The 24,541-nt window shown below is 75.6% G+C and carries 19 protein-coding genes, 1 pseudogene and 1 riboswitch; of the genes and pseudogenes, 10 read left to right on the top strand and 10 right to left on the bottom strand.

Annotated features, from left to right (window positions below; all coding sequences use genetic code 11):
- Positions 1-14: 14 nt before the first annotated feature.
- The 4 genes from ACGFI9_RS34930 to ACGFI9_RS34915 form a co-directional block, all read right to left on the bottom strand.
- Entirely contained in the window at positions 15-2,294 is a 2,280-nt protein-coding gene (locus tag ACGFI9_RS34930) for a hypothetical protein (RefSeq protein WP_393184973.1), read from the bottom strand.
- A complete protein-coding gene (locus ACGFI9_RS34925; RefSeq protein WP_393184970.1) occupies positions 2,291-3,274 on the bottom strand; it encodes a glycosyltransferase family 2 protein in 984 nt (327 codons plus the stop codon). The genes ACGFI9_RS34930 and ACGFI9_RS34925 overlap by 4 nt, the downstream gene beginning before the upstream one ends.
- 94 nt (positions 3,275-3,368) lie before the next feature.
- A complete protein-coding gene (locus ACGFI9_RS34920) occupies positions 3,369-5,084 on the bottom strand; it encodes a glycoside hydrolase family 3 protein (RefSeq protein WP_393184968.1) in 1,716 nt (571 codons plus the stop codon).
- Positions 5,085-5,118: 34 nt separating this feature from the next.
- Positions 5,119-5,610 (bottom strand): DUF3145 domain-containing protein, encoded by a 492-nt coding sequence (locus tag ACGFI9_RS34915; RefSeq protein WP_393184966.1) that lies wholly within the window; start codon positions 5,608-5,610, stop codon positions 5,119-5,121.
- A gap of 326 nt (positions 5,611-5,936) precedes the next feature.
- Here ACGFI9_RS34915 and ACGFI9_RS34910 point away from each other — a divergent pair, with 326 nt between their 5' ends.
- A complete protein-coding gene (locus ACGFI9_RS34910; RefSeq protein WP_393184964.1) occupies positions 5,937-6,266 on the top strand; it encodes a hypothetical protein in 330 nt (109 codons plus the stop codon).
- 80 nt (positions 6,267-6,346) lie between these two features.
- Here ACGFI9_RS34910 and ACGFI9_RS34905 read toward each other — a convergent pair whose 3' ends face one another.
- On the bottom strand, positions 6,347-6,964 hold the full coding sequence (locus ACGFI9_RS34905) for a carbonic anhydrase (RefSeq protein WP_393185002.1): 618 nt from the start codon (positions 6,962-6,964) through the stop codon (positions 6,347-6,349).
- Positions 6,965-7,115: 151 nt separating this feature from the next.
- On the opposite strand from ACGFI9_RS34905, the pseudogene ACGFI9_RS34900 reads away from it, so the two are divergent.
- The 5 genes and pseudogenes from ACGFI9_RS34900 to ACGFI9_RS34880 form a co-directional block, all read left to right on the top strand.
- Positions 7,116-8,030 (top strand): annotated as a pseudogene (locus ACGFI9_RS34900) (alpha/beta fold hydrolase); the annotation flags it as partial.
- A gap of 213 nt (positions 8,031-8,243) precedes the next feature.
- Positions 8,244-10,358 carry a HelD family protein gene (locus ACGFI9_RS34895; protein ID WP_393184962.1) on the top strand — a complete coding sequence of 705 codons (2,115 nt, stop codon included), beginning with the start codon at positions 8,244-8,246 and terminating at the stop codon, positions 10,356-10,358.
- 105 nt (positions 10,359-10,463) lie between these two features.
- Positions 10,464-11,378: a cation diffusion facilitator family transporter gene (locus ACGFI9_RS34890; RefSeq protein WP_393184961.1), complete on the top strand. Its 915-nt coding sequence runs from the start codon at positions 10,464-10,466 to the stop codon at positions 11,376-11,378.
- 144 nt (positions 11,379-11,522) lie between these two features.
- Positions 11,523-11,655, top strand: a riboswitch (cyclic di-AMP (ydaO/yuaA leader).
- A 4-nt stretch (positions 11,656-11,659) separates the two neighbouring features.
- Entirely contained in the window at positions 11,660-12,727 is a 1,068-nt protein-coding gene (locus tag ACGFI9_RS34885; RefSeq protein ID WP_393184959.1) for a coiled-coil domain-containing protein, read from the top strand.
- A 106-nt stretch (positions 12,728-12,833) separates the two neighbouring features.
- Positions 12,834-13,346: a hypothetical protein gene (locus ACGFI9_RS34880; RefSeq protein WP_393184958.1), complete on the top strand. Its 513-nt coding sequence runs from the start codon at positions 12,834-12,836 to the stop codon at positions 13,344-13,346.
- Between the two features lies 1 nt (position 13,347).
- On the opposite strand, the gene ACGFI9_RS34875 is transcribed toward ACGFI9_RS34880, so the two are convergent.
- Positions 13,348-13,833, bottom strand: coding sequence for an SRPBCC family protein (locus tag ACGFI9_RS34875; RefSeq protein ID WP_393184955.1), 486 nt, complete (start codon positions 13,831-13,833; stop codon positions 13,348-13,350).
- A 165-nt stretch (positions 13,834-13,998) separates the two neighbouring features.
- On the opposite strand from ACGFI9_RS34875, the gene surE reads away from it, so the two are divergent.
- Positions 13,999-14,820 carry a 5'/3'-nucleotidase SurE gene (surE, locus tag ACGFI9_RS34870; protein ID WP_393184953.1) on the top strand — a complete coding sequence of 274 codons (822 nt, stop codon included), beginning with the start codon at positions 13,999-14,001 and terminating at the stop codon, positions 14,818-14,820.
- A gap of 32 nt (positions 14,821-14,852) precedes the next feature.
- Here surE and ACGFI9_RS34865 read toward each other — a convergent pair whose 3' ends face one another.
- Positions 14,853-15,212 carry an STAS domain-containing protein gene (locus tag ACGFI9_RS34865; RefSeq protein WP_393184951.1) on the bottom strand — a complete coding sequence of 120 codons (360 nt, stop codon included), beginning with the start codon at positions 15,210-15,212 and terminating at the stop codon, positions 14,853-14,855.
- A 431-nt stretch (positions 15,213-15,643) separates the two neighbouring features.
- Here ACGFI9_RS34865 and ACGFI9_RS34860 point away from each other — a divergent pair, with 431 nt between their 5' ends.
- The gene (locus ACGFI9_RS34860; RefSeq protein ID WP_393184948.1) at positions 15,644-16,048 is read left to right on the top strand and encodes a hypothetical protein; all 405 of its coding nucleotides are present in this window, start codon (positions 15,644-15,646) and stop codon (positions 16,046-16,048) included.
- A 59-nt stretch (positions 16,049-16,107) separates the two neighbouring features.
- On the opposite strand, the gene ACGFI9_RS34855 is transcribed toward ACGFI9_RS34860, so the two are convergent.
- Entirely contained in the window at positions 16,108-16,746 is a 639-nt protein-coding gene (locus ACGFI9_RS34855; protein WP_393184947.1) for a maleylpyruvate isomerase N-terminal domain-containing protein, read from the bottom strand.
- Between the two features lie 122 nt (positions 16,747-16,868).
- Positions 16,869-19,604 carry a cellulose binding domain-containing protein gene (locus tag ACGFI9_RS34850; RefSeq protein ID WP_393184945.1) on the bottom strand — a complete coding sequence of 912 codons (2,736 nt, stop codon included), beginning with the start codon at positions 19,602-19,604 and terminating at the stop codon, positions 16,869-16,871.
- A gap of 333 nt (positions 19,605-19,937) precedes the next feature.
- On the opposite strand from ACGFI9_RS34850, the gene ACGFI9_RS34845 reads away from it, so the two are divergent.
- Together ACGFI9_RS34845 and ACGFI9_RS34840 are read left to right on the top strand one after the other, a co-directional pair.
- Positions 19,938-20,615, top strand: coding sequence for a BON domain-containing protein (locus tag ACGFI9_RS34845; RefSeq protein ID WP_393184943.1), 678 nt, complete (start codon positions 19,938-19,940; stop codon positions 20,613-20,615).
- A 94-nt stretch (positions 20,616-20,709) separates the two neighbouring features.
- Positions 20,710-21,261, top strand: a complete 552-nt coding sequence (locus ACGFI9_RS34840) for a DsbA family protein (protein WP_393184941.1) — start codon at positions 20,710-20,712, stop codon at positions 21,259-21,261.
- A 59-nt stretch (positions 21,262-21,320) separates the two neighbouring features.
- Here ACGFI9_RS34840 and ACGFI9_RS34835 read toward each other — a convergent pair whose 3' ends face one another.
- Positions 21,321-24,377 carry a LuxR C-terminal-related transcriptional regulator gene (locus tag ACGFI9_RS34835; RefSeq protein WP_393184939.1) on the bottom strand — a complete coding sequence of 1,019 codons (3,057 nt, stop codon included), beginning with the start codon at positions 24,375-24,377 and terminating at the stop codon, positions 21,321-21,323.
- Positions 24,378-24,541 lie beyond the last annotated feature (164 nt).

Genomic DNA, 24,541 nt, shown 5'->3' with positions numbered 1-24,541 from the left:
AGGGGCCCTTCCTTTCAGCGGAGCCGGTAGACGGCCACCCGGCCGTTGTCGTGGCGCAGGTCGGCCAGGGTGCGCAGCGCCGCTGACTCCCGGCCGACCTCGCGGTCCACCACCAGCCAGCGCACCCCGTACCGGTCGCGCAGGGCGGCCAGCCCGGCTGCGGTGGGCGCGGTGAAGGCGGTGTCGTTGGCCCGCAGCCGGGCCGGGTCCCAGAACGGCGCGTACGGGCCCTCGGGCCGGCCCACCATCCGGGGCGCGAACGCCCACCCCTCCACCAGCACCGACCGCTGGGCGTAGCCGCTCAGCCAGAACGAGCGGGCGTCGCACCAGCCGTCCACCACCTCCCGGCAGTGCACGTTGGTGGCGAGCACGTCCGCCGGGTCGCTGTGCGCGGACACCCAGCGGGCCGCCTCGACCCGGGAGGCCGGCATCGCCACCACCGGGTACGCGCCGCCGTTCGGATGGTGCCGGGCCGCCGCCGCGTCCAGCACCAGGCCCGGGGTGCCCGCAGCCAGCACGGCGGTGAGCAGCAGCAGCCCGCCCCGGCCGGCCAGCCCGGGCCAGCGCCCGGCCAGCATCGGCCAGTACAGGGCCACCGCCAGCGCCACCGCGGCCAGCGCGCCGGCCCACCCGAGCAGCGGCAGCACCGGGGCGTACGCCGGGGTGGCCGGCGTGCTGGTCGCGGCGCCGAGCTGGACCGCGGTGAGCAGCACCGCGAACCCGGCCGTCCCGGCGCCGAGCAGCCGGCGACCCCGGGCGGAGAGCCCCGCCCGGTCGGCGACCTCGGCCCAGCCCCAGGCCGACAGCAGCACCCCGAAGGCGAAGCCGGTCCGGGTGAAGTACTGGTTGCTGCTGCCGGGGTGCCCGAGGAGCAGGTAGCCGGCCGGCCCGGCGAGCGCGCCGGCGAGCAGGAACACCTGCACCGGCGCCAGCCGCCCGCGGCGCAGCCACAGCAGCGCCGGCACGCCGGCCAGCCGGAGCTGGAGGCTGAGCAGGAACGCCAGGAACAGGCCCGTCCAGACCAGCGCGGTGAACCCGGCGGAGCGGCCGGTCGGCAGGTACGGGCGCAGCCCGGAGAACGGCTCGACGGTCACCCCGTGGCTCTCGAAGGCGAAGAGCACGGCGGTGGCGAAGAGCTGCGCGGCCAGGGCCAGCCCGGCGGCGACCAGCACGGCCCGGGGCAGCCGGCGGCGGACCGCCAGGGTCACCGCGGCGGTGCCCCCGAGCGCGGCCAGCACCACCGGCAGGGAGCTGGCCTTCGCGCCGGTCGAGGCGGCCAGGAAGAGCACCACCAGCACCCAGGCACCCCGGCCGAGCGCCGGCACGGTCACCCCGCGGGCCCGGCCGACGACCTCGCCGAGCGCGGCGATCAGCGGCAGCAGCAGCACCCAGCTGTACGTCATCGACGGGCTGCCCCAGACGATGAAGGTGGCCTGGGTGCCGAAGAGCTGCCGCCAGCCGTTCTCGAAGCCGAACTCGCCGACGGTGAACATCAGCGCGGCGGCCACCACCCCGGCGTACGGCCGGCCGGTGATCCGCCAGCCCACCACCGCGACCAGCACGGCGGCGAGGGCGCAGAGCGCCGGCACGCCGAGCCGGAAGAACACGGTCGGCAGGTCGACGCCGCTGACCAGGCTGGTGGCGGCCAGGTGGGCGAAGCCGAACCAGTGGTAGTGCAGCGGCTCTCCCGCCGCCTGCGGCACGTCCGGCGGCACCTGGTGGGTGGCCGCCCCGGCCAGGGAGAGCTGGAACGCCAGGTCGATGTACTGGGCCTGCCCCTCGCCGGTCGGGAGCACCGGGTTGACCGCGAGGAACGACCGGTACAGGTAGAGGGTGAAGCCGGCGACCACCCCGGCCAGGGCCCAGGCCCAGCCGGCGGGGACGGTGGTGGCGTACCGCACCCGCCAGTGCCGGCGCAGCCGGGGCAGTGCGGCGAACGGCACCAGCACGGCGAGCGGCCAGAGCCGCAGCCAGCCGGGCACGCCGAGGGCGGTGAACCCGGCCCAGGCGGCGAGCTCCAGCACCAGGCCGACGGCCGCGCCCAGGGCCAGGTCCTCGACCAGGGTGTACGGCCGGCGGCGCAGCGCGCGGAACACCAGGGTGCCGGGGAGCAGCACGGCCAGCAGCGCGTACCCGGTCCAGCGGGCGAGGGCGGCGACCGGGGTGCCGGCGACCAGCAGCACGGCGGCGGCGACGGCGTACCCGGCGACGGCCGGGGCGTAGCGGCCCAGGGTCGGGCGGCGGCGCGGGTCGGCGGTGGACGGGGTGGCGTCCCCGGTGGCGAGGGCGGTCACCGCAGGCTGTCGGCCAGCTCGGCGGGGTCGGGGCGGTGCGGTTCACCGACGCTGTCACCGGCCACCAGGTACGCCGGGCGGCCCTGCACGGCGGTGTAGATCCGCGCCACGTACTCGCCGAGCAGGCCGAGGCAGAGCAGCTGCACCGCGCCCAGGAAGAGGATCGCCACGTAGAGGGACGGCCAGCCGGAGACCGTGGCGCCGGCGAGCCAGGCCAGCACGGCGACCACCACCAGCACCCCGCAGACCACCACCCCGGCCAGGCCCAGCCAGGTGGCCAACCGCAGCGGGGCCGCGGAGAAGCTGGTGACGCTCTCGGCGGCCAGCCCGGCCATCCGGGACAGCGGATACTTGGTCCGGCCGGCGGCCCGCTCCTGCCGCTCGTAGGCGACCTCGCCGCTGGGGAAGCCGAGCCAGGGCACCACCAGCCGGAGCACCGGATTGGGCTCGGGCAACTCCCGCAGCGCCTCCACCACGGCCCGGCTGAGCAGCCGGAAGTCTCCGGCCTGCCCGGGCACCTGCTCGCCGACCAGCCGCCGGACGAGGCGGTAGTAGCCGGCCGCGGTCCACCGCTTGAACCGGCTGTCCCGGCTCCGGTCGGCCCGGACGCCGTAGACCACGTCCAGCCCGTCGGCGCGCGCCCGGCGGAGCATCTCGACGATCACCTCGGGCGGGTCCTGGAGGTCGGCGTCGATGCTGACCACGTATCCGCCCCGGGCCCGGAGCAGCCCGGCGTGCAGGGCCGCCTGGTGGCCGCTGTTGCGGCGCAACCGCAGCACCCGCAGCTCGGGCCAGCCGGCCCGGAGCGCGGCCAGCGCGGGACCGGTCCCGTCGGTGCTGCCGTCGTCGACGGCCACCACCTCGTACGCCTCACCGAGCCGGTCGAGCACGCCGCGCAGCCGCTCGACGAGCAGCGGCAGGACGGCCACCTCGTTGAACATCGGCACCACCACGGAGAGTGCCGGCTGCGGTGTGGTCACGCGCTCGACCCCCCGATTCGCTGCGGCGGCGGACGGGGCCGACGCTACCAGCGGAGCGGTCCCGCTCGGGGCGGTCGCCGGGCAGCGTCCCTGGTCAGGTGTCGCAGGTGGTGGCGGGCAGCCCCGCCACCTTCACCGGGGACCGGCCGGTCGGCCGGGCCCTGCCGGCGAGCACCTGCGCCAGCCCGGTCATCGACGCCCGGCTGGACGAGTACGTCGCCAGCAGCATCGGCGACTTCGCGCCGGCCAACACGTACGGGGTGTCCATGGCCACCGTCACCGCCGCGTCGGCGCGCAGGTCCCTGGCGCCGTCGCCGTACCCGACGAGGTGCACCACGGTCCCGCCGCTGGGCACCACCTTCACCCCGGCGGCGGTGAGCGCCTGGGTCAGCAGCGCGCGGGTCCGGTCACGGCCGGCGGAGGAGGTGACGGTGACCGGGCCGGCCACCGGGCCGCCGCACCGGCCGCGCAGCACGGTGACCGCCGCGGCGGCCAGCTCGTCGGCGGCCTTGCGGTGCTCGGCGCTGCCCAACGTGGACAGGTCCGGGGTGGGCCGGTCGGCCAGCTTGAACTTCATGGTCAGCACCCGGGTCACCGCGTCGACCAGCCGGGCTCGGGGCAGCGAGCCGTCCTTGAGCGCGGCGAGCAGGCCGTCGTACGCCTGGCCCACGTTCGGGGTCATCAGGATGAGGTCGTTGCCGGCGTTCAGCGCCCGGACCGCGGCCTCCCCCGGCGACCAGCGCTTGGCCGGCGCCATGTTCATCCCGTCGGTGATCACCACGCCCTGGAAGCCGAGCTGGCCGCGGAGCACGTCGGTGAGGAGCTTGTGGGAGAAGGTCGCCGGGGTGCCCGGGTCGACGGCCTTGACGTCGAGGTGGGCGGACATCACGGCCATCGCCCCGGCGTCGATTCCGGCGCGGAACGGCGGGAACGCGGTGCGGTCCAGCACGGCCCGGGACTGGCTGACGACCGGCAGGTCCTTGTGCGAGTCGGCGGCGGTCAGGCCGTGCCCGGGGAAGTGCTTGACGCTGGCCGCCACCCCCTCGGCCTGGAGCCCGCGGACCGCGCCGGCCACCTGGGCGGAGGCGTTCTCCGGGTCGGCGCCGAAGGAGCGGGAGCCGATCACCGTGCTCCGGGTGGCCAGCACGTCGGCGACCGGCGCGAAGTCCATGTTGATGCCCATGGCGGCCAGCTCGGCGCCGGCGGCCCGCCAGGCGGCCTCGGTCAGCTTCGGGTCGCCGGCCGCGCCGGCGGCGAGCGGGCTGGGCAGCAGGGTCACCCCGTCGGTGATCCGGGTGACCACGCCGTACTCCTGGTCGGTGCCGATCAGGAAGGGGGCGGAGCCGGTGGGGAGCTTGCCGGCGGCCGCGCGCAGGCCGGTGGTCAGCGCACGGACCTGCTTGGGGTTGTCGACGTTGGTGGTCTCCTGGTTGCCGGAGGTGGGGTCGTCGGCGCTGAAGCCGACCAGGATCACCCCGCCGAGCCGGTACCGGGCCACCATCTCGGCCGGGGTGTCGACGCCGGCGAGGGCGCGGTTGCCGGCGGCGGAGCCCGGCGAGACCTTGGTGGCCGAGTCGCCGTACGCGTACGGCATCAGCACCTGGCCCACGAGGTCCTCGTCGGCGAGCGTCCGCACCAGCACCGCGGCCCGGGCGGCCGGGTCGGCGGGGGTGGGCGACGGGGCAGCGGCGGAGGACTGGCTCGGTGACGGGGCGGGGCGGGGGCCCTCCGGCCCGCGCGAGCACCCGGAGACGAGCAGCGCGGTCAGTGCGGCGAGCGCGACGCCGGCACGTCGCGGGGAAATCGACACGCGACCCACCGTATCGGGGCAACTCGGTTGATCGTCAGCCCACCCGGGTGAGCAGGGTCACCGGCGCGCCGTCCCCGGCGTACCGGTAGGGCTCCAGTTCGGCGTCCCAGGCGGTGCCGAGGGCCTTGTCCAGCGCGTGCGCCAGCGCCTCCGGGGCCCGCGCGCCGGCCATGATGGCCCGCAGCCGGTCCTCGCCGAGCTGGATGTCGCCGGCCGCGCCGACGGTGGCCCGGAACAGGCCACGGCCCGGGACGTACATGAACCGCTCGCCGTCGACGCCCGGACTCGGCTCCTCGGTCACCTCGAAACGGATCATGGGCCACTGCCGGAGGGCAGCAGCCAGCTCGGCGCCCGTCCCCGGGCTGCCGGTCCACCCGCACTCGGCGCGCCGGGCGCCGGGATCGACGGGCTGGGCCGTCCACTGCAGGTTGACCGGCGCGGCGAGGACGCGCGCGATCGCCCACTCGACGTGCGAGCACACGGCGAGCGGGGTCGAGTGGACGTAAACGACGCCACGCGTTGGCACGGTGACCTCCCGGTGAGCGAGGTGCGTCTTCCCCTACGACCTCGTCCGTCCGAGTGGTGCCCGTGGAACACATGATGACTGGTGTGACGGATGGTGCGCCAGCGAATCGGAAAATTCGCCGCCGCCAGCAACCGGGAAATACCCGGGCGGCTGACCCCGTTGACCACCGTGACGGCGCGACGACCAGCCAGGCGTCGAGGTCGTGTACAGTTCTCTGGGCGGTTCTGTGCCGCCGCACATCTTCGCGGGCCGAGGCTCATCCGGGCGTCACCCGCAACAGCCCCCGGACGTTTCAGTCCTCCCGTACGTCTGCAAGGAGTACCTCCGTGGCGAGCAACACCTCTAAGACCGCGCGCGCGTCCGTCCGGGCCGGCCAGGCTGGCCAGGGTGGCGCCCTCAGCGTTCTGGGCGAGTTCAAGTACCTCATCCCGCTGAACGGCGGCAAGCACGCCTACGTGCGCAACCTGACCAACGGCAAGACCGCGCACCTGCGCACCGACTCCGAGGCCTTCGTCGAGGAGATCCGGGCGCTGGCCGCCGCCGGCCACGCCGCCAAGATCCGTGCCGAGATCAACGGCCTGGCCGCCGCGCACCCGGAGCACGGCTGGGACAAGACCGAGAAGCGCCTCGTCGAGGCCGGCGTCTTCGAGGGCTGAGTCCCGCACCGCGACACCACGAACCGCCCGCCGGGGTCACCCGGCGGGCGGTTCTGCGTCTGCGGGCACGCGGCCCTTCCTTACTCCTCCAGCAGGGCGACCTCGCCGGTGGCCAGGTCGTAGCGGGCGCCTACCACCGCCACCTCCCCCGCGGCGACCGGGCCGGCGAGCAGGTCGTCGGCGCGCAGCGCGGCCACCGTCCGCCGGACGTGCCGGCGGACCGTGAGCGGACCGGCCTCCGGGTCGTCCGCGCCGACCTCGGCGACCGCCGGGGCGATCTGCGCCACCACGTACGCCAGCGAGCCGCCCGGCCGCTCCCCGGCGCGCAGCGCCTCCACCGCCGCGCCGACCGCCCCGCAGCGCTCGTGCCCGAGCACCATCACCAGCGGCACGTCGAGCTGGCCGACCACGAACTCGATCGAGCCGAGCACCGCCCGGTCGAGGACGTGGGCGGCGGTGCGGATCACGCAGATCGAGCCGAAGGTCTGGTCGAAGATCGCCTCCAGCGGGACCCGCGAGTCGATGCAGCCCAGCACGACGGCGTACGGCTGCTGGTCACCGGACGCGACGGCCGCGGCGGCGGTGACGTCGTGGCCGTGCACCGGCTGGCCGCTGACGAAGCGGCGGTTGCCGGCGAGCAGCTCGGCCAGGGCGGCACGCGGGGTCCGGGCGGCCGGGGTGGGGCTCGGCGGCGGCATGCCCTCCAGCGTGGTCACCGATCCGACGGCGTGGAGCCTGGTTCGGAATCTTCTCCCCGGCACGGTTGGCGTGTTGTCATGGCGGGTAGCCGGTTGTTACCGCCGGGTTACGCCGGTGCGAACGACACCGGCCGCCCGGGGGAGGTTGACCATGCCGGAGCATCTGGAGGTACGGCTTCCCGACGGCGTACGCCTGCACGTCGAGGCCACCGGCCCGGCCGACGCCGAGGTCACCGCGGTCCTGCTGCACGGCTGGACGCTGGACGGGCGCAGCTGGCACCGCCAGCTCGCCGGCCTGCGGGCCCGCTACGGCGAGCGCGTGCGGGTGGTGACCTACGACGCCCGGGGCCACGGCCGGTCCAGCTGCATGGCGCTGCGCACGGCCACCCTGGCCCAGCTCGGCGACGACCTGGCCGCGGTGCTGGACGAGGTCGCCCCGGCCGGGCGAATCGTGCTGGTCGGGCACTCGATGGGCGGGATGACGGTGATGGAGTACGCGCACCGCCACCCCGGGCACTTCGCCGCCCGGACCGCCGGGCTGGTCTTCGTCTCCACGACCGCCGAGGGGCACACCCACACCGCGTACGGGCTGTCGCCCCGGGTCGCCCGGCTGATCCGGCTCGCCGAGACCACCGGCGCCGGAGTGCTGGCCCGGTGCGGCGCCTGGCGTCCCCCGCACGCGCTGCTGCGCGCGCTGCGGCCGAGCATCCGCTGGATGCTCTTCGGCGACCGCTGCGACCCGGCCGACATCCGGCTGGTCACCTCGGCGGTGGCGCACGCCTCGCTCCGCTCGATCGGCGGGTTCCGCGCCTCGATCGGCGCCCAGCACCGGCTGGACACCCTGGCCGCGCTCGGCGACCTGCCGGCCGCCGCGCTGGTCGGCGACCGGGACCGGCTCACCCCGCCGCCGTGCGCCGAGTCGATCGCCGCGGCGCTGCTCACCACCGAGCTGACCGTCTGCTCCGGTGCCGGGCACATGCTCATGATGGAACGCCCCGACGAGGTCAACGCGGCCCTCGCCGCGGTGCTCGACCGCGCCCTGACCCGGCCGGCCGGCCCGGCCCGCCCGGGGCGGACCCCGGCGACCTGCCCGGCGTCGGCCGCGCGGGGCGACCGGTCGGCGGGACCGGCCGGACCACGGGTGGGAACGGCCGGATAACGGGCAACCGGCACGGGCGGAACACCCGGCGACGGCATGGCCCCGACAGGGGCCGCGACGCCGGCCCGTACCCTCATTCAGCCCGCCGTGCCCGCCACGTGACCATCAGGAGCCCCCGCGTTGAGCGACCAGACCACCCTGGACCGGGAGATCGCCGTCGAGCAGCGGCATCTCGACCGGGTGTACGCCCGGCTCGCGGAGCTGCGCCGCGCGGCCGCCGAGGCCGAGCGGGAGGGCTACCGGCTGGCCCGGGTCGGCAACTTCGGCGCGCTGGTGGAACGGGACGCGATGGTCTTCCACGCGGCCCAGCGCCGGTACGTGCTGGACGCCGAGCACGAGGGGCTGGTCTTCGGCCGCCTGGACCTGCGCACCGGGCAGGTGCTGCACGTGGGGCGGCTCGGGGTGCGCGGCGAGCAGGCCGAGACGCTGGTGGTGGACTGGCGGGCGCCCGCCGCCGCGGCGTTCTACCAGGCCACCCCCGCAGAGCCGATGGGCGTGGTACGCCGGCGCACCATCCAGTCGTCCGGGGAGAAGGTCACCCGGATCGAGGACGACCTGTTGGACCCGGAGTCGGCGCCGCCGGACCTGGCGGTGGTCGGCGACGGGGCGCTGCTGGCCACCCTGTCCCGGGCCACCGGGCGGGGCATGCGGGACATCGTCGCCACCATCCAGCGGGAGCAGGACGAGGCGATCCGCTCGCCCGGCAGCGGCGTCACGATCGTCTCGGGCGGGCCGGGCACCGGCAAGACGGCGGTGGCCCTGCACCGGGCCGCGTACCTGCTCTACTCCGACCGGGCCCGGTACGCCGGTGGCGGCATCCTGGTGGTCGGCCCGTCCGGGGTGTTCGTCGAGTACATCGCCTCGGTGCTCCCCTCGCTCGGCGAGGAGACCGCCACCCTGCACTCGCTCGGCTCGCTCTTCCCCGGCATGTCGGCGACCCGCACCGACCCGCCCGAGGTGGCGGCGGTGAAGGGCTCGCTGCGGATGCGCCGGGTGCTGGAGCGCGCGGTCCGGGACGCGGTGCCGGACTCCCCCACCGAGCTGCGCCTGCTCTACCGGGGTGAGCTGCTCCGGCTGGAGCGGGCCGAGCTGGACACCATCCGGGACCGGGCGCTGCCTCGCGGGGCGCGCCGCAACGAGGTGCGCCGGGCGGCCTTCGACGCCGTGCTGGCCGCCCTGTACGCGCAGGCCCGCACGCTGCGGATCGGCCGGCTGCCGGAGCAGCCCGCGTTCGAGGACGAGATCATCGACCGGCCGGAGTTCCGCGAGTTCCTGAAGGCGTGGTGGCCCCGGCTGCACCCCCGGCACGTGCTCGGCTGGCTGGCCCGCCCGGAGCGGCTGCGCCGGTACGCCGGCGGCGTGCTGTCCGGGACGGAGATCCGGCTGCTGACCGAGGCGTACCGGAGCCTGGACACCGAGGGGCTGACCATCGCCGACATCGCGCTCCTGGACGAGCTGGACGCGCTGCTCGGCAAGCCGGTCCAGCGGCGGAAGCCGAAGCGTGACCCGTTCCAGCTCGCCGGGGGCGTCCGCGAGCTGAGCACGTACGCCGACCGGCAGCGCGCGGCCCGGGCCGCCGCCCGGGAGCGCCCCGAGGACTACCGCGACTACGCCCACGTGGTGGTCGACGAGTCCCAGGACGTCTCGCCGATGCAGTGGCGGATGATCGGCCGGCGCGGCCGGCTGGCCTCCTGGACCGTGGTCGGCGACCCGGCGCAGACCGCCTGGACGGGCGACCCGCAGGAGCTGACCCGGGCCCGCGACCAGGCGCTGGGCCGCCGCCGCCGGTACCGGTACGAGCTGACCACCAACTACCGGAACTCGGCGGAGATCTTCGCGGTGGCGGCGGCGGAGATCCGCCGGCTCTACCCGGACCTGCCGCTGCCCACCGCGGTGCGCTCCACCGGGGTGGCGCCGGTCGAGCTGGCGGTGTCCCCCGCCGAGCTGCGGCCAGCCACCGTGGCGGCGGTCCGCGCGCTGCTGGCCGAGGTCGAGGGCACGGTCGGCGTGATCACGCCGGTGCCGCGCCGGGACGAGGTGGCCGGCTGGCTGGGCGACCTCGGCGACACCCGGCTCCAGGTGGTGACCAGCCTCGAGGCCAAGGGCATGGAGTACGACGGGGTGGCGCTGATCGCCCCGAGCGAGATCCGGGCCGACCCCTCCGGGGTGCGGACGCTCTACGTGGCGCTCTCCCGGGCCACCCAGCGCCTCACCACGCTCGACCCGGTCGGCTGACGACGGCTCCCGCTCACGGGCGCCGACAGCCGACCGTCACTTGCATACATAGCGATGTGAGCATAGATTGAGCCCGGGCGGGGCGAGAGACGAGAGGGTGTGGGCGTGGGCGCAGGTCATGACCACAGCGGCGCGGTGGCCAACGCCGCGCAGCGCCACCGGGGTCGGCTCTGGGCCGCGTTCGGGCTGCTCTCCGCGCTGATGCTGGTCGAGGCGGTGGCGGCGTTCGCCACCGGCTCGCTGGCCCTGCTCTCCGACGCCGGGCACATGTTCACCGACGTGCTGGGCATCGGGATGGCCCTGGCGGCGATCACCGCCACCCGCCGCGCCGACACCGACCCGCAGCGCACCTTCGGGCTCTACCGGCTGGAGGTGCTGGCCGCCCTGGCCAACGCGGTGCTGCTCGGCGCGGTCGCCGTCTACGTCCTCGTCGAGGCGGTCCGCCGGTTCGGCGAGCCGCCGGAGGTCCTCGCCGGGCCGATGCTCGCCGTGGCGCTGCTCGGCCTGCTCGCCAACCTCGCCGCCTTCGCGCTGCTGCGCTCCGGCGCGGAGGAGAGCATCAACCTGCGCGGGGCGTACCTGGAGGTGCTCGGCGACCTGCTCGGTTCGCTCGGCGTGATCGGCGCCGCCCTGCTCATCGCGCTCACCGACTGGTGGTGGGCCGACCCGCTGGTCGCGGTCGCGATCGGGCTGTTCATCCTGCCGCGCACCTGGCGGCTCGGCCGGGCCGCGGTGCGCATCCTGGTGCAGGCCGCCCCGGAACACCTCCAGGTGACCGCGGTGCACGACCGGCTGGCCGCCGTGCCCGGCGTCGCGGAGGTGCACGACCTGCACGTCTGGACGCTCACCTCCGGCATGGAGGTGGCCTCGGCACACCTCACCATGGCTCCCGGCGCGGAGGTGGGCGACGTGCTGGCGGCGGCCCGGGCCGCCCTGCACGAGGACTTCCGCATCGAGCACGCCACGTTGCAGATCGAACCCGGAGCGTCCGCCGGGGCCTGCGGGCAAGTCGAGTGGTAATTAGGGCAATCTTAAATCCAAGTGGCTATTGTGCACTTATGCCGGTTTTGACCGCCGCTGACCGCCCCGCGACCGGGGCCGGCCCGGCGACCCGCCGGTAGGCTCGGTCGCGGCCTCCGCCGGGCGGCGCCCACCGGCGCCCGGAGGTGGCCGTCGCCTAATCGCCGGAGCACGGCGAGCCGGGGAACCACGTACCTGGGGTGCATCCGCGTCAGCGGTAGGGATCTTCCGTCCCGAACCCGTCAGCTAACCCGGTCGGCGGTTGACGGAAGGACACCTGAATGCCATCAGTGGCACCTGTACGACGGACGGTCGCCCGGTTGGCGGCCCTGCTCGTCGCGGCGCTCGCCCTCGGCGTCGCGGCCCTGCCGGTCTCCCCCGCCTCGGCGGCTTCCCCGACCGGCCTGCTCGCCGCCGCGCCCGGCGACGACGAGGGCGGCACCCCGGCCCTGCGCGCCCAGCTCGACGCGGCCAGCAAGGGCTGGCTGGAGGCGCGGACCGCGTTGAACCGCTCGGTGGCCCGGCAGAAGCAGCTCAACACCCAGCTCGCCACCATCAACACCGAGCTGGGCACCCGTGACGCCAAGGTCGGCGAGATCGCCGCGGTGGCGTACCGGAGCGGGCGGCTCGGCACCGCCTCGGCGCTGCTCGGCGCCGGCAGCCCGGAGGGCTTCCTGGACCGGGCCGCCGCGCTGGAGCAGGTCGCCGCCCACGAGGACCGGGCACTGCGCGACCTGATCGACACCCGGGACCGGGCCACCCGCACCCAGGCCGCGCTGAACGGCGAGATCCAGGAGCAGCGCAAGCAGGTCGCGGTGATGGCCAAGCGCAAGCAGCAGGCCGAGCACGCGCTGGAGGTGGCCAACAGGCGGGCGGCGACCGCGGACGGCAGCGGCACCCGCGGCACGTCGACCGCGAACGCGACCCCCGCGCCGCGCAACGCCGACGGCTCGTGGCCGCCGGAGTCGTGCAGCGTCAACGACCCGACGCCCGCCGACGGCTGCATCACCCCGCGTACGCTGCACGCGCTCCAGCAGGCCAAGGCCGCCGGGTTCACCCGGTACGTCTCCTGCTACCGGCCCAGCGGCTCGGGTGAGCACCCGAAGGGCCGGGCGTGCGATTTCGCCGCGCAGCAGGACGGCTTCGGCGGGGTGGCCACCGGCGGCGACAAGACGTACGGCAACAACCTGGCGGCCTACTTCATCCGCAACTCCGACGCGCTCGCCGTGCTCTACGTGATCTGGTACAAGCAGATCTGGCTGCCGAGCAGCGGGTGGAAGGCGTACAGCGGCGGCAACGGCGACCCGTCCAGCGACCACACCAACCACGTGCACCTGTCGGTCTACTGACCCGGGGTGGCCCGCCCCTGGCGGGCCACCCTACGTCCGGTGACGTACGCCGGATGTCGACACCGGCCCCACGACGCGACGAATCCGGCCAAGCAGGATCGGCAGCATGAGCCGACTCTCCCCCGCTGGGCGCAAGGCCCTGCTCACCCTGCACCTGGTCACCTCGCTGGGCTGGCTCGGCGCGGACCTGGTACTGCTCACCCTGGGCATCGCCGGGCTGCGCGGGGCCGACCCCGAGGTGGTCTACCCGACCGCCGGGCTGCTGGTCACCTGGCTGTTCGCGCCGCTCAGCGTGGCCGTCTGGCTGGTCGGGGTGGCGAGCGCGCTGCTCACCCCCTGGGGCCTGCTGCGCTGGCGCTGGGTGCTGGTCAAGTTCGGCCTGACCACCGTCATGCTCGGGCTGGTGCTCCTGCTGCTGACCCCCCGGGTCCGGCACCTCGGCGACCTCGGCGCCGCGGCCGACGCCCACCTGCGGGTCGACCTGGTCGTCGCGCCGGGCGTCTCCACCACCCTGCTGCTTATCGCCACCGTGCTCTCCACGTACAAGCCGTGGGGGCGGCTGCGCCGGGCGACCGTGCCGGCGGCCCGGCGCGCGGTGCCGGCCGGCCGGGGCGCGTGAGTCAGGCCCGGCGCCCCTGCTCCAGGGTGGCGCCGAGCCGGCTGGCCAGGCCGAGGTGGGCCGCGCGGGCCTGCCGGAAGGCGTACCCGAACAGGGGCGCCGGGGCGGAGAGGGTGATCTCCACGTCGATCCGCACCACGCCGTCGGGCTCGTCCCGCAGCCGGGTGTGGTTGCGCACCGTGGTGGCCGGCTGCTGCCGGGCCACGGTCACCACCTCGTCCTCGTTCGCGATCAGCACGTCCGCCTGGTAGGTGACGGGGAAGTGCAGCGGGCCCAGCTCCAGCCGGTCGGTGATCGCGTAACTGGCCAGGGCGCCGGGCCGGGGCGGCAACTCCCGCACGCGGACGATCAGCGGATGCAGCTCACCCTGCCGAGTCAGGTCGCCGAGCAGGGCGGAAGCCTCCGCCCGGGTGCAGCGGGCCTGCACGGTGTAGCTGAAGCTGTCGCTGCTGAGCAACCCTTCCCCCTCGCCGTCGACGGTCCGCACGATCGTCCCGTACCGGGGCCGGCCTGGCAACGGTCGAAGGTCCCGCACCACGCCGGCATGACGCGGGGCGGGTGGGGAATCCGGCCCGCCGACCGGCCGGCCCGGGCACCGGCCGACCGGGAGGTCTGCGAGGTGGGGCATGCCGGAGCGGGAGGCGGCCGAGCGATGACGCCGCGGATCCTGGTGACCAACGACGACGGCATCGCCGCGGCCGGCATCGGCGCGCTGGCCAGGGCTGCCGTGGACCGGGGGCTGGAGGTGGTGGTGGCCGCGCCGCTGGAGGAGGCGAGCGGCACCAGCGCCGCGCTGACCGCGGTGGAGCGGGAGGGGCACGTCGTGGTACGCGACCACCCGTTGCCCGGACTGCCCGGGGTGCCCGCGTACGGGGTGGGCGGGTCGCCCGGCTTCATCGCGCTGATCGCGGTGCACGGCGCGTTCGGGCCGCCGCCGTCGGTGGTGCTCTCCGGCATCAACCGGGGCGCCAACGCCGGCCGGGCCGTGCTGCACTCGGGCACCGTGGGGGCCGCGTTCACCGCCGCCGCGAACGGCTGCCGGGCGATGGCGGTGTCGCTGGACGTGCTCTCCGCCGGGGAGGCCACCGCGGCCAGCGGCGGGGCCGCGGTGGCCGCCGCCGCCCGGGTCCGGGACCCGAAACGGCACTGGTCCACCGCCGCCCGGGTCGCCCTGGACCTGCTGCCCCGGCTGCTGGCCGGGCCGGCGGAGAGCGTCCTCAACGTCAACGCCCCGGACCTGCCGTACGGGCGGCTGCTCGGGGTGCGCCGGGGCTCGCTGGCCGGCTTCGGTCAGGTGCAGATGACCGTCGCCGAGACGGGCCACGGGTTCGTCCGCACCTCGCTGGAGGAGCCCGGGCAGTCCGTCCCGCCGGGCACGGACCTGGCCCTGCTCGCCGCCGGGTACGCCACGGTCACCGCCGTCCGGGCGGTCACCGAGGCCGCGGACGTGGACCTGTCCGGCCTCGATGGCTGAGCGGGGCGCGCCCCCGCCCGACGGGTGCGGGATCAGGCGCCGGGAAGCACCTCGGAGCCGCTGTCGGCGAAGTAGGGCTCGGGGGCGCCGAAGAGGCCGAGCAGGCCGGTGACCCAGAGCTGCCGGTGCACGAAGCGGCTCGGCTCGGTGACCACCAGCTTGACGCCGCTGACCTCGGCGGTCTGGAAACCGGCCACCATGGCGCTGATGCCGACCGAGTCGATGAAGGTGACCAGCCGCATGTTCAGCTCGATCCGGGCGGGGCGGCCCTTCGCGAGCACCTCGGCGATCGCCTCCCGTACCTCGTACGCGGTATCGACGTCGATCTCGCCCCGCGGGGCGATCTGGATGACACCACCCGGCAGAACCGACTTCACGATCGACAGGCTCACGCGAGCACCTCCACTCGCCCGTACGGGCGCCTCATCAGTACGCGGGCCGCGACCGAGAGTATTCCTCCGATGGCCTCGGTCGCCACCCCTCGGGATGAGCAATTCGCGGACTGGGCACAGCTGGGCATTCCCAATCCGGACCTTCCAGTTCCTATTTTCCCTGCGACAAGTCTTCGGAATCTTCAACGATCGACCCTGCCCGGCCGATCCGCCGACCCAGGGTAGCGGTCCCTCGCCCGTCCGGCTGGTAGCCGACCCCGGCGCGTTCGGCGGCTTCCTCCCGAACTGCGCGATCCGGCGGCTCCCGGCCCTCCGGGGTGGTTTGCGCCCGATCCGGGCCGGGCACAGGGCCCGTGAGCATACCGTCACGCGCCGGATGAGCACCGGAGTCCGGCCCCGCCGGACCTCCGGCACCCCGAGGAGGTAGCACGATGTTCGGAAGCACCCTGCTGGACCGCCGGAGCAAGCCCGAGCGGATCGCCGACCAGGCGTGGCAGCACCTGATCTCCGCCCTCGACTCCGCCGGGGACACCGTCAAGGACGCCGCCCGCTCCGCCCGCCGCAACGGCTCCGGGCTGGCCGACGACGCCACCGATGTGGTCGGCTCGGCCGCCGAGGAGGCCCGCCGCCGGGCCAGCCTCGCCTTCGACGCGCTCGCCGGCCGCCGGCCGGCGCTGCCCTGGACGCTGCTGATCGCCGCGGCCCTGGCCGGCGCGGCGCTCGGCTGGGCCGCCGGCACCGCCGCCCGGGCCGCCGGCAGCCGGGCCCGTGAGCTGGACGACATCGAGTTCGTGGACGTCGACCGCCCGGACTCCCCCGTCGGCCTGGACGGCTGACCGGCCCCGACGACGCGGCGGCGTCCCCCCGGGCCCGGGGGGACGCCGCCGCTCGTGCCTCAGAAGGCGGTGACGTTCGCCGGCGCCCGCTCGGCGCGGCTGAGCGCGCGGAGCACGGCGGGCTGACCGTGCCGGCGTACGGCGAGGCGGGCGAGCAGCGCCAGCACCGGGTCCAGCGTCTCGGCGGGCAGCTCCGGGGTCGGTACGCCGACGCTCACCGCCAGGTCGTCGGAGTGCACGGCCAGCTCCATCAACCGGGTGGTGAGGTAGTCGTCCAGGGTCAGTGACCACGGCCCCCGGGCCAGGTGCACGACCCGCCCCGCCGGTTCGGCCGGCAGCACGGCGGCCAGCTCGTCGACCGCGGCCCGGGCCGCCGCCAGCAACGCCTCCGGGCCGTCGGCGGCGACCCGCTCCCCCGAGGCGCGGATGCCCACGTTCACCTCGTCGTCGACCGGCGCGCCGATCCAGGTGCCCCGGGCGTAGTGGTCGAGCAGGCCGACCGGCTCGCCCGCCGGGACCGGCTCGGCGAGCACTGCGGGCACGGCGAGGATCTGGAAGGCGAGGTGGCCGGCGAGCCCGCCGACCCGGAACTCCGCGAGGGCGCTCGGCGCGTCCCACTGCCCGGTCACCGCCGGGTCGGCGAGCAGCGCCACCGCCGAGCGGGCGGCGGTCAGGTAGGCGCTCCTGATCGGATGCATCGGACGTACCCCTCTCGTCACGGGTCCGGGAGGCCGAGCCTACCCACCAAGATCGACCGCGGCGGGCCCGGACGCGGCGGCGGCCGCCCCGCGGACGGGACGGCCACCGCGCTTCGGGTGGTTCAACGGGCGGTGCAGGACACCGCGGGCACCCGGTTCGCGCCGGTCCAGCTGCCGGTGAAGCCGGCGGTCGTGCTCCCGCCGACGCCCAGGCTGCCGTTCCAGCCGGCGTCCCGGACGGTCACCGCCGCTCCGGACTGGGTGTACGACCCGTTCCAGAGCTGGGTGATCCGCTGCCCGTCCGCGAAGGTCCAGGACAGGGTCCACCCGGCGATCGGGGCGGTGCCGGAGTTGCGGACCGTGAGTTCGGCCTGGAAGCCGCCCGGCCAGGAGTTGGTCACCGCGTACGTCGCCGCGCAGCCGCTGCCGGTCGGCGACGGGCTGGGCGAGGTGGGCGACGGACTCGGGGACGTCGGTGACGGGCTGGGCGAGGTGGGCGACGGGCTCGGCGACGTCGGGGACGGGCTGGCCGAGGTGGGTGTCGGGCTGGGCGTGCCGCCGAGCCGGTCCGCCACCAGGATGCCCCGGCCGTTGGTGCCGAGGTAGACCCGGCCGTAGACGCGGGGGTCACCGGTCAGCGCCTCACCGGCGTTGCCGTACTGGTGCTGGTCGTCGTCGATCCGCACCCAGCTCGCGCCGGTGTCGTCGGAGCGGTAGACGCCGTGCCGGCCGTCCACGGTGCCGATCACGAACAGCGCCGGGTACGTCCTCCCGGGCGCGGCCTTGCCGAAGCCGACGTTCACCGACGCGGACACGCCGGTCACCTTGGTGAAGCTCGCGCCCGAGTTGGTGGAGTGCCACAGGCCGCCCTCGCCGGCCAGCCAGAGGTCGCCCTCGACGCCCGGTAGCGCCTTGAACTTGACCCCGGTGGTGGGCAGGCCGGTCGCCGCGGTGGCGGTGAAGGCCGCCCCGCCGTTGGTGCTGACGTAGAACCTGCCGTTGCTGACGCCGTAGAACTTGTTCGGGTTGACCCGGTCGGACTCGACCGTGGCGTTGGCCGGGATGCCGGTGGCGGCCGTCCACGAGTTGCCGAAGCCGACCGAGCGGACGACCTGCTGGCCGGCGTCGCCGGGGGCCCAGACGAACTGGCTGCCGTCGGCGGACGCGGCCACCGTGCCGCCGCTGTTGATGCCGGCGGGTTCGGTGCCCTGGAACCAGTTGGTGCCGCCGTCGGTGGAGAAGGCCACGTGGCTGTCGTTGGGCCGGTCGGCGTCGGTGAAGTTGCCGGCCCGGACCAGCACCGCCGGTTTGGTCTCGGCGTAGTCGAGGCTGGTGGTGCTCGTGAAGGTCGGCTGGGTGAACATCATCGGCGGCACGGCGGCCAGATCGGTGTGGCGGAAGCCGCCGATGTCGCCGAGCGCGCTGACCAGCGGGGCGCCCGACGGCGGGCTGACCAGGTCGAGCACGGCGGTCTCCTCCAGCCCCTTGACCATCGGCTTGATGGTGACCGTGTCGCCGGTGTCCCACTTCGTCAGATCGGTGGTGCCGTAGATGGTCGCGCCGGTGCCGTACATCATCCGGTTGCTGTCGAACGGGTCGATCTCCACCGACTCGTTCATCCAGCCCAGCTTCGGGGTCTCCTCGGGCGGGGACGGGTTGGTGCCGAAGGTCAGCCAAGGCACCGAGCTGATGTCCATCGTGTACTTCTTGCTGCGGTTCGGGTAGCTGGACCAGTCCCAGATCCGGGTCCAGGTCGCGCCGCCGTCGGTGCTGCGCCAGAAGATCGCGTCCGGCCACCAGGAGATCTGGGTGGCGACCATGATGGTGTTCGGGTGTTGCCGGTCGATGGTGAGCCCGGAGTAGCCGAAGTAGGCGTCGCTGCTGGCCGACGGGACCGGGCTGATCTGCGTCCAGGCCCCGGTGGCCCGGTTGAACTTCCACACGTCACCCTTGCCGCCGTCGTACGGGCCGCCGGTGTCGCTGGTGGCGATGTAGAGGTAGCCGCCGACCGGGTCGACCACGCCCTTGTGGGCCAGGTAGCCGGTGGGTTGGCCGGCGATCCGCTCCCAGGTGGCGCCGCCGTTCGTGGTCCGGTAGACCGGGTTCTGCTTGTCCGCCACGCCGACGTAGACGGTCTGCGTGGCGGTGCCGGCCGTGCCGGTGCTCTTGTCGAAGGCGACCCAGGTCAGGCCCTGGTTCTGGCTCTGGTAGCCGCTGCTGTCGTTCGGGTCGGCCCGGTAGTTGCCGACGTTCGGGAAGTTGGTGACCCTGGCCCAGGTCGCCCCGTAGTCGGTGCTGCGCCACAGGCCGTTGCCGCCCTCGGCGCCGTAGTAGAGGATGCTGTTCTTGTTCGGGTCGACCGCGAGCCGCTCGCCCATGCCGCGGCCGGGCATGTTCCCGCCGTTCTTGAACGGCAGCTCGGTGGCCTGCCAGGTGGCGCCCTTGTCGGTGGAGCGCAGGATCGCCCCGTTGTTCGGGTCCCAGTCGTTGGTGTACATGCCGACCGCCGCGTACACCCGGTTGGTCTGCACGGGGTCGGTGGCGAGGCTGACCACCCCGTTCCAGCCCCACCGGTCCGCGCCGACCCAGTCCAGCAGCGGCGTCCACGACTGGGTGGACTGTTCCCAGCGGTACGCCCCGCCGATGTCGGTGCGCGCGTAGATCAGGTTCTTCTCGGTCGGGTTGAAGACGATGCCGGGCACGAAGCCGCCGCCGTCGATCCGGACGTTCTTCCAGGTGTACGGCTCGGCCGAGGCGGCGGCGGCCGGCGTGGCGGGGGTGGCGGCGAACTGCACGACGACGGCCGCCGCGGCGGCGGCCAGCGCGGCGGCGGCCGCGCCGGCGAGACTTCTGCGCATGGGCGGGTTCCTCTCGGTTGCCCGGGTGGCGGGGACGGGAGCGACGGGGCCGGGTCGCGGCGGGCGTGACACGCGCCGAGGCCGGACGGCCGCAGGGGGTCGTGGGGAGCTGCCCGGGCTCCCCGTCGGCGTGCTCCGGCTCCCGCAGGCCGAGGGACATTCACCCTAACCGCTGCCGCCCCGAATTTGGAAGCGCTCCCAACTAACTCCGCTCACCCGGAGTGGGTGAAGGCAGGTCACCCGGGGTACGGACAGGATCGTGGTGCGGACCTCCGTGCCGGCACCGCCGCCCGAGGGCCCGCGCCGCGAACCGATCCGGGAGGGAGCCACCGCATGGCCACCGCGACGATCACCCGTACCGACCAGGACATCCAGTCCGACGTCCTCGACGAGCTGACCTGGGAACCCCGGGTACGCCCCAACGAGATCGGGGTGACCGTCACCGAAGGGGTGGTGACGCTGACCGGCTCGGTGGACAGCTACGCCAAGAAGTGGGCCGCCGAGCGGGCCGCGCACCGGGTGGCCCGGGTCCGGGCGGTCGCCAACGACCTCGCCGTCCGGATCGCCACCTCCGCGGAGAAGAGCGACCCGGAGATCGCCACCGCCGCCAGCCGGGCCCTGGAGTGGGACGCGTTCGTGCCGATCGAGGCGCTGGACGTGACCGTCGCCGACGGCTGGGTCACCCTGCACGGCGAGGTCGAGTGGGAGTACCAGCGGCGGGCCGCCGAGCGGGCGGTCGGCCGGCTCACCGGCGTACGCGGGGTGAGCAACGGGATCATCGTCCGGCCGGCCGTGCGGGCCGACGGGCACGACCTGGCCGAGCGGATCGTGGACGCGCTGGCCCGCAACCGCGCCACCGAGGCGGAGGGGATCAGCGTGCGCGTGCACGGCGACACGGCCGTGCTGGCGGGCCTGGTGCACTCGATCCCCGAACGCGAGGAGATCGAACGGGTGGTCTGGTCCGCCCCCGGCATCCGCGAGGTGCACAACCACGTCACGGTGGGGCGCTGAGGCGAACCACCCCGGGCGGGTGATCCCCGCTCACCCCGCCGCGGACGAGGCTGGGAACCATGACTGATCCGAAAGATCGGCGGGTGACGGCCGGATGACGACGCCACTGCAGGTCACCACCGCCAGGCTGCGGATCCCGGTGACCGAGACGGACCACGCCCGCGGGCCGGCCGACGCACCGGTCACCATCGTCGAGTACGGCGACTTCCAGTGCCGGTTCTGCGGGGCCGCGTACCGGAACCTGGCCGAGGTGCTGCGCCAGCGCGCCGACACCGTGCGGCTGGTCTACCGGCACTTCCCCATCGCCAACGTGCACCCGTACGCGGAGAACGCCGCCGAGGCGGCCGAGGCCGCCGGCCGGCGGGAACGGTTCTGGGAGATGCACGACTGGCTCTACGAGCACCAGGACCAGCTGGACCCGGTGCACCTGTCGCTCGGGGTCGAGCAGCTCGGGCTGCCGCCCGAGGAGGTCGGCGCGGAGGTGGGGCGGCAGGCCCACGCCGACCGGGTCCGCCGGGACTTCGTCGGCGGCATCCGCAGCGGGGTGAACGCCACCCCGACGCTCTTCGTCAACGAGGTCCGCCACGACGGCGGCTACGACCTGGCGGACCTGCTGGCCGCCGTGGACGCCGCCGCCACCGCCTGACTCGGCCGAGCCCTGACGGACGGCTACGCGTCAGATGAGCCTGGCGGACGGCTACGCCGTCAGATGAGCCGTAGTTCGCGCGCCCGCCGGACCGCTTCGCGCCGGCGGGTCGCGTCGAGCTTGCGGTAGATGTTGCGGACGTGGGTCTTCACCGTGTTGACCGACAGGGACAACTCGCTGGCGATCTCCACGTTGGACAGGATGCTCTGCAGGTAGCGGAGGATGGTCAGCTCCCGTTCGGTGAGCGGCTCGTCCAGCGTCCGCGCCGGCCCGCCCGACCGCTCGGCCGGCGCGTCGGCCCGCCGCTCGTCCGCCCCGCGGACCAGGTCGCTCACCGTCGCCCAGTGCGCCGTGCCGGAGTCCAGATGGACGGCGAGCAGGTCGCGTACCCCCGGCCCGGCGCGGGTGAAGACCCGCCGGTAGCCCTCCGGCCCGGCCAGGTCGAGCACCTGCTCCAGGACCCGCCCGGCCCGCCGGTCGTCGCCCCCGTCGTGGGCGACGACCGCGTCCAGGAGGCCGGCCGCCAGCCGCAGCGGCAGCGGCCAGGACCCGGCGGCGGGGCCGGCCCAGTCCGGCAGCGTCCGGCCCGCGGCCCGGGGATCGCCACCCCGCAGCTCCGCCTGGGCCAACGCCACCCCGAGCGCCGCCGCGCGCCGGTCGGCCGCGCCGCCGGCGGGGGTGCCCCCGCCGGTCACCTGACCGCCCTGGAGTGCGGTCGCCGCGGCGTCCCCACCCGTCGTCGGAGCGGAGCCGACGGCGCGCGGCGCGCCGTCGCCGCCGGTCGGGTCGCCCGGCGGGCCGTCGGCGACCGGTCCGGCCGGGCCGGCGTCGGTCAGCCGGCCGAGCGCGTCGGTGAGCAGGGCGCGAGCGCTGTCCACGTCGCCGACCAGGGCACGCAGCTGCGCCTCGCTCGCGGTGAGCCAGACCGCCAGCTCCGGGCCGGGCGCGGTCTCCCGGGCCGCGGCCAGGGCCCGCAGGGCGGCGGCCGGCTCGCCGTCCGCGGCCAGCAGCTCGGCCCGGCAGAGCACGGCCAGCGCCGCCGCGCCGGGCTCCGCCGTCGCCGGGCCGGCGAGGGTCAGGTTCGCCGCCGCCTCCGTCGGCTCGTCCCGGTGCCACGCCACCAGGGCCAGCGCCAGGTACGCGTACCCGCAGTCCAGCCGGGAGGACCAACCCTGGCAGACGGGCATCGCCAGGCTCTCCCGGGCGGTCCGCTCGGCCGCCCGCAGGTCGCCCCGGGCCGCGTCCAGCACCGCCGACCGGCTGGCGCAGACCAGTTCGGTACGCGGCCGGCCCGCCTGCCGGGCGGCGGCGAGCGCCTCGGCGAACCGCTCCCCGGCGGTGGACAGCTCCCCCTCGGCCAGCGCGACCAGGCCGAGGGCGGTGCCGGCGACCGCCCGGGCGTCGGCGTCCTCCCCCACCCCGGCCCGCGGATCGTCGCCTGGTCCGGCCGGGGCGGGGCCGGTGGCGAGCAGCCGTGCGGCGGCCCGGCGTACCTCCTCGTGGTCGCCGGTGAGCCGGGCCAGGGTGAGGTCCAGCGCGGCGGCCAGCCGGCGGAACCGGTCCCGGTGCGGGGCGGGCAGGTCGCGGGCGTACCCGGCGGCGCGGCGCAGGTGCCCGGCCGCGGACTCGACGTCACCGGCGTACGCCCGCTCGGCGGCACAGGCCAGCGCCAGTTCGGGGTCCCGGCGGACCGCCTCGGCGGGCGGCTCGGCCGGGGGCGGCCCGGCCGGCGCGTCCGGGTCGTACGGCACCAGCTCCGGCCACCGGGCGATCAGCAGCTCCGTGGCCCGGTTCCACTCGCCCCCGGCCAGCGCGTGCCGCAGCGCCTCCGCCGGCCGGCCGTTGCCCGCGTACCAGCCGGCGGCCCGCAGGTGCAGGTCGCGCAGCTCGTCGGCGGGCAGCCGGCCCAGCTCGTCCCGGAGCAGGTCGGCCAGCAGCGGGTGGCACCGGTACCAGGGCGGGCTCCCGCCGTCCTGCTCGAGGAAACCGCCCGCCCGGGCCAGGTCGGCGAGGAGTTGGCCGGCGTCGGACCGCCCGGTCACCGCGTCCGCCAGGTCGGCACAGACGGCCGCCGCCACGGCGCTGTGCCGCAGCACGTCCCGGGCGTCCGGGTCCAGCGGAGCGAGCACCTCGTCGCGCAGGTAGCCGGCGACGTCCGGCTGCTCGCCGCCGAACCGCTCCACCGCCCGCGCCGGGTCGGCCTGGGCGCGCAGGGCCAGCGCGGCGAAGCGCAGCCCGGCCGGCCAGCCGGCGGTGCGCTCCCGCAACCGGGGCACCGCCGCCGCGGGCAGCGGCACCGCGTGCGCCACCAGCAGGTCGGCCACCTCGTCGTCGGTGAACGCCAACTCGTCCGGGCCCAGCTCGGTCAGCTCCCCGGCCAACCGCCACCGGTGCAGGGCCAGCGCCGGTTCGGTCCGCGCCCCGACCACCAGCCGCAGCCGCCCCTCGGCGTGCCGGAGCAGGAACTCCAGCCCGGTCAGCGCGGCCGGGTCGGTGATCCGGTGCAGGTCGTCCAGGACCAGCAGCACCGGGCGCTCCCGTGCGGCGAGCGCCGCGGCGAGCAGTTCGAGCTGGTCCGGTCGGGGCGGGACGTCCGGCACCGGCGGCTGCTCGTCCGACTCGCCAGCGACGGCGGCCCGCAGCGCCGCTGCCAGGTACGACCAGAGCCGCTCCCCGGTGTCCCCGTCCTCCACCGACACCCAGGCCGGCGGTGGCTCGGCCCGGGAGGCCCGGGCCCAGGAGGCCAGCAGGGTGCTCTTCCCCCAGCCGGCCGGCCCGGAGACGAGCGTGACCGGCCCGGCCACCCCCTGATCCAACCGGTCCAGCAGCCGCGGCCGGACCAGCAGCGGCTCGGGCGGCGCGGGTGCGGCCAGCCGCGACGCCAGCAACGGTGGGTTCACGGGCGTGGTTCCCCCGGCGGATCCGACGGCGGCCCCGGCCGGACCGGTCGCGCCCCTCGCGGTCGCGTCCGTCGCGGTCGTGCCCGTCCCGGTCGTGCCCGTCAGCCCGCTGCCGACCGCCGGCCCCGTGACGCCGGCCGGTGCTTCGTCGCCCACCGGCGCCGTGAGGTCGGTCGACGTCTCGGCGACCTCGACGCGGTCCGCCTGTTCCGGCATGCGGGCCCTCCCCCGTCGCGTCCGCTCCCCAGGTGCGGGGAGCGGTTACCCGGCGCGGGCGAGTTCACCCCTTCGGGGCGAACCCGCTTCACCCTGCTTCGGCGGACGCTGAAGGCACGGGGCGGGACGCCGCTGGCCGTGATCGACTCGGTGTGCGGCAGAAC

This window comes from Micromonospora sp. NPDC048930, assembly GCF_043197935.1.
Taxonomy (GTDB): domain Bacteria; phylum Actinomycetota; class Actinomycetes; order Mycobacteriales; family Micromonosporaceae; genus Micromonospora.
This window is presented reverse-complemented; position numbering and strand designations above follow the sequence as displayed.

What these genes read in the sequence shown, in the direction of transcription:
- ACGFI9_RS34855 (WP_393184947.1), bottom strand. Translation starts at nt 16,746, where the DNA reads ATGCATCCGATCAGGAGCGCCTACCTGACCGCCGCCCGCTCGGCGGTG.
- ACGFI9_RS34845 (WP_393184943.1), top strand. Translation starts at nt 19,938, where the DNA reads ATGGCCACCGCGACGATCACCCGTACCGACCAGGACATCCAGTCCGAC.
- ACGFI9_RS34905 (WP_393185002.1), bottom strand. Translation starts at nt 6,964, where the DNA reads ATGCCGCCGCCGAGCCCCACCCCGGCCGCCCGGACCCCGCGTGCCGCC.
- ACGFI9_RS34835 (WP_393184939.1), bottom strand. Translation starts at nt 24,377, where the DNA reads ATGCCGGAACAGGCGGACCGCGTCGAGGTCGCCGAGACGTCGACCGAC.
- ACGFI9_RS34850 (WP_393184945.1), bottom strand. Translation starts at nt 19,604, where the DNA reads ATGCGCAGAAGTCTCGCCGGCGCGGCCGCCGCCGCGCTGGCCGCCGCC.
- ACGFI9_RS34840 (WP_393184941.1), top strand. Translation starts at nt 20,710, where the DNA reads ATGACGACGCCACTGCAGGTCACCACCGCCAGGCTGCGGATCCCGGTG.
- ACGFI9_RS34885 (WP_393184959.1), top strand. Translation starts at nt 11,660, where the DNA reads ATGCCATCAGTGGCACCTGTACGACGGACGGTCGCCCGGTTGGCGGCC.
- ACGFI9_RS34880 (WP_393184958.1), top strand. Translation starts at nt 12,834, where the DNA reads ATGAGCCGACTCTCCCCCGCTGGGCGCAAGGCCCTGCTCACCCTGCAC.
- surE (WP_393184953.1), top strand. Translation starts at nt 13,999, where the DNA reads ATGACGCCGCGGATCCTGGTGACCAACGACGACGGCATCGCCGCGGCC.
- ACGFI9_RS34860 (WP_393184948.1), top strand. Translation starts at nt 15,644, where the DNA reads ATGTTCGGAAGCACCCTGCTGGACCGCCGGAGCAAGCCCGAGCGGATC.